Annotated in this window: 4 protein-coding genes and 1 pseudogene; all 5 read left to right on the plus strand. The window is 72.1% G+C overall.

Annotated features, from left to right (window positions below; all coding sequences use genetic code 11):
* The first annotated feature begins 131 nt into the window (after positions 1–131).
* Positions 132–794 (plus strand): DUF998 domain-containing protein, encoded by a 663-nt coding sequence (locus tag HF519_RS29505; protein WP_169416241.1) that lies wholly within the window; start codon positions 132–134, stop codon positions 792–794.
* A gap of 56 nt (positions 795–850) precedes the next feature.
* A complete protein-coding gene (locus HF519_RS29510; protein WP_169416242.1) occupies positions 851–1,693 on the plus strand; it encodes a patatin-like phospholipase family protein in 843 nt (280 codons plus the stop codon).
* Between the two features lie 37 nt (positions 1,694–1,730).
* Entirely contained in the window at positions 1,731–2,558 is an 828-nt protein-coding gene (locus HF519_RS29515; RefSeq protein WP_169416243.1) for an aldo/keto reductase, read from the plus strand.
* Between the two features lie 52 nt (positions 2,559–2,610).
* Positions 2,611–2,916, plus strand: coding sequence for an adhesin (locus HF519_RS29520; RefSeq protein WP_169416244.1), 306 nt, complete (start codon positions 2,611–2,613; stop codon positions 2,914–2,916).
* Positions 2,917–3,116: 200 nt separating this feature from the next.
* Positions 3,117–3,353: pseudogene (locus HF519_RS29525) on the plus strand (leucine zipper domain-containing protein); the annotation flags it as partial.
* Between the last annotated feature and the right edge of the window lie 249 nt (positions 3,354–3,602).

Here is a 3,602-nt window from a genome sequence, read left to right on the forward strand (position 1 = left end):
CGAACCGCGCCAGGAACTCCTCACGCAGCCGGGCGGACTCCGCCCGATGCACAACCCGCCCCACAACGGCCACGGTCGCTGCAACTCCTCATGATCGAGGTGTTGCAGCGACCGCTAGAACCCGAGCCCTGGTGGGGGCCGCGGGAGCCGCGGCGTCGGTCCTGCTCGTCGGGCTGCTGCACGTCATCGTCGACCCGGCCCAGGTGAACCCGGTCCGCCGCACGATCAGCGAGTACGCCCTCGGGGAGTACAAGCTGATCTTCGACGCGGGGGTGCTCGCCCTCGCGCTCGGCTCGGTCGCGGTCCTCGTGGGGCTGATCCGCACCCGGGTACTGCGAGCGGCGTCGGCCCCCGCGGTCCTGCTCGCGGTGTGGAGCGTGAGCCTCGTGGTCGTCGTCGCCTTCGAGAAGACGAACTGGTCCATCGGACCGAGCGTCGGCGGCTACATCCACCGCTACGCCAGCCTGGTCGCGTTCCTCAGCCTGCCGATCGGGGCGCTGCTCGTGGCCCGGCAGTGGCGCCGGCACGCCGGTTGGGGCGGGCATGCGAGGTGGACGCACCGGCTCGCCGCCGTCTCGCTGGTGTGGCTCGCCCCGATCCTGGCCGGCTTCGCGCTCCGCCCGCTCACCGGTGTGCCCTGGTGGCGGGCCGTACCGCTCGGCCTGCTGGAGCGGGGCCTCGCGGCGACGGAGGTGGCCCTGGTGGTCGCGCTGGGGTTGTGGGCGGCGGCCCGGGCCCGGCAGCAGCTCATACCCGCGACGGCCCGTCCCGCCGTGGAGCTGCGCCAGGCCTGACGCACTCAACCGGTGCCGGCCTTGCCGCTCGGAGCCGCCGCAACGATCATGACGCCGTGGCTGACGACAGGCGGGCGCTGGTCCTCGGGGGCGGCGGGATCACCGGGATCGCGTGGGAGCTGGGCCTGCTGGCCGGACTGGCCGCGGAGGGTGTCGACCTCGCGGACGCGGATCTCATCGTCGGCACGTCGGCCGGCTCGGTCGTCGGGGCGCAGCTGGCCTGCGGCGCGGACGTCGAGAAGCGCTACGCCGCCCAGCTCGCTCCCACCGCGGGAGAGGCCGCCGCTGCGCTCGGTCCGCGCACCCTGCTGCGGCTGGGGCTCGCGATGGTCGGGGCCCGGGATCCGCAGCAGGCCCGCGCCCGGATCGGCCGGCTGGCGCTCGCCACTCCGACGGTGCCCGAGGAGGACCGCCTCGCGGTGATCGGCCGGCGGCTGGTGTCGCACGTGTGGCCCGAACGCGATCTGCTGATCACTGCGGTCGACGCCGGGACCGGCGAGTTCCGCGCCTTCGGTCGCGACGCCGGGATCCCGCTCGTCGCGGCCGTGGCCGCGAGCTGCGCCGTCCCCGGCATCTGGCCGCCGGTCACCGCGGCCGGGCGCCGCTGGATCGACGGCGGGATCCGCTCGGCGGCCAACGCCGATCTCGCGGCCGGCTACGAGCGCGTCGTCGTGCTGGCCCCGCTGACCCGCGGCATCGGCCCGCTGACGCCCGTCGGCACGCAGGTCGAGGCCTTGCGGACGCAGTCCCGGGTGGCCCTGGTGAGCCCCGACGCGGCCGCCCGGCACGCCATCGGGCGCAACGTGCTCGACCCGGCGCACCGGGCCTTCTCCGCCCGGGCGGGCCGCGCCCAGGCGAAGGCGGCCGCTGCCGCGGTGCGCGAGGTGTGGACGGGCTGACCGGTTAGCCGCTCGTCGCCGGCGGGTACGCGCGCGCATGAGTGAGATCAGCACGGTCACGTTGAACAACGGTGTGCCGATCCCGCAGTTCGGGTTCGGGGTCTTCCAGATCGAACCGGAGCGGACCGCCGACGCCGTCAAGGCCGCGTTCGATGCCGGCTACCGGCACATCGACACCGCGCAGATGCACCGCAACGAGGAGGGCGTCGGCCGCGCCATCGCCGACTCCGGCATCCCCCGTGACGAGATCTTCGTCACCACCAAGCTCGACAATGCCCGGCACGGTCACGACGAGGCACTGGGGGCCATCGACGAGAGCCTCGACCGGCTCGGCCTCGACCACGTCGACCTGTTCCTGATCCACTGGCCACGGCCGAAGGAGGATCGCTACGTCCAGACCTGGAAGGCGTTCGAGCAGATCCTGCGCGACGGCAGGAGCCGCGCGATCGGGGTCTCGAACTTCCAGATCGGGCACCTGGAGCGCCTGGCGGCCGAGACCGGAACGGTCCCGGCCGTCAACCAGATCGAGCTGCACCCGCACTTCCCGCAGGCCGAGCTGCGCGCCCACCACCGCGCGAACGCCATCGGGACCGAGGCGTGGAGCCCCCTCGCGCAGGGTGGCGCCCTGCTCACCGACGAACGGCTCGTCGCGCTCGCCGAGAAGTACGGCAGAACGCCGGCCCAGATCATCCTGCGCTGGCACATCGAGCTGGGGAACATCGTGTTCCCGAAGTCGGTCACGCCCGCGCGGATCCGGGAGAACATCGACGTCTTCGACTTCGAGCTGGCCGCCGACGACCTCACCACGATCGGCGAGCTCGAGACGGGCGCCCGGATCGGGCCGAACCCGGACGATTTCGGCTGAGTCGCCCCCCGGCCGCTGCGCGCCGTGCCGCGGACGCCTAACGTGGGCCGGCATGTTGGCAATCACCGATACAGCGGCCGAAGCCATCAAGTCCCTCACCGCCGATGCCGAGCTGCCCGAAGGGGGCGGGCTGCGGATCGCGGCCACCGACCCGGAACAGGGTCTCGAGCTCTCGCTGGCGGCCCAGCCCGTGGAGCAGGACACCGTTCTGAGCGGGGAGGGCATCACCGTCTTCCTGGAGCCGGGTGCCGCCCAGGTGCTCGACGACAAGGTCCTTGACGTGCAGCCGGTGACGACCCCGGACGGCCAGGAGGAGCTGCGATTCGCCATCGGCCCGCAGGAGGAACCCCCGGCGTAAGGGGCCGCATCCGGCACGGCATCCGGCCGGTGCGCGCTTCGAGCGCGCACCGGCCCTTTCTCATCTAGTTGTGCTGTCCGGGGAGGTTGGTCGAGTCGGGGGGTGTGTGACGACACGATCTGATTGATCTTGTTGGGGAGGACCTCCTGGAGTGGTGTGGAGCTGTCTGACGGCATCCGCACCCCTCACGGGAGGTCCTCGTGCTCCACGCTAACGCGGCCCTGACCCCGCGCGCCCGATTACGGCTGGCGCGTCTGATCGTCGACGACGAATGGCGGGTCGCTCGGGCCGCCGCCCGGTTCCAGGTGTCGTGGAAGACCGCGAACCGCTGGGCCGAGCGCTACCGGGCCGAAGGCCCGGCGGGCATGCTCGACCGCTCCTCGCGCCCGCACCGCAGCCCGAACACGACCCCCGAGCCGGTCAAGCGGCGGATTGTGTTGTGCTGTCCGGGGAGGTTGGTCGAGTCGGGGGGTGTGTGACGACACGATCTGATTGATCTTGTTGGGGAGGACCTCCTGGAGTGGTGTGGAGCTGTCTGACGGCATCCGCACCCCTCACGGGAGGTCCTCGTGAATCTCCTATGTCAAGCGGCGTCCTCGTGGCAAGGGGTGGAGCTGGCTGCGCTTGCCTGGAGCCGGTGATATATAACGTCGGCAAGGTGGCGTCGTAGCACCCGAAGGGCCTCG

This window comes from Pseudonocardia bannensis, from assembly GCF_012911875.1.
In the GTDB taxonomy this organism is placed as follows: Bacteria; Actinomycetota; Actinomycetes; order Mycobacteriales; family Pseudonocardiaceae; genus Pseudonocardia; species Pseudonocardia bannensis.

What these genes read in the sequence shown, in the direction of transcription:
- HF519_RS29515 (WP_169416243.1), top strand. Translation starts at nt 1,731, where the DNA reads ATGAGTGAGATCAGCACGGTCACGTTGAACAACGGTGTGCCGATCCCG.
- HF519_RS29520 (WP_169416244.1), top strand. Translation starts at nt 2,611, where the DNA reads ATGTTGGCAATCACCGATACAGCGGCCGAAGCCATCAAGTCCCTCACC.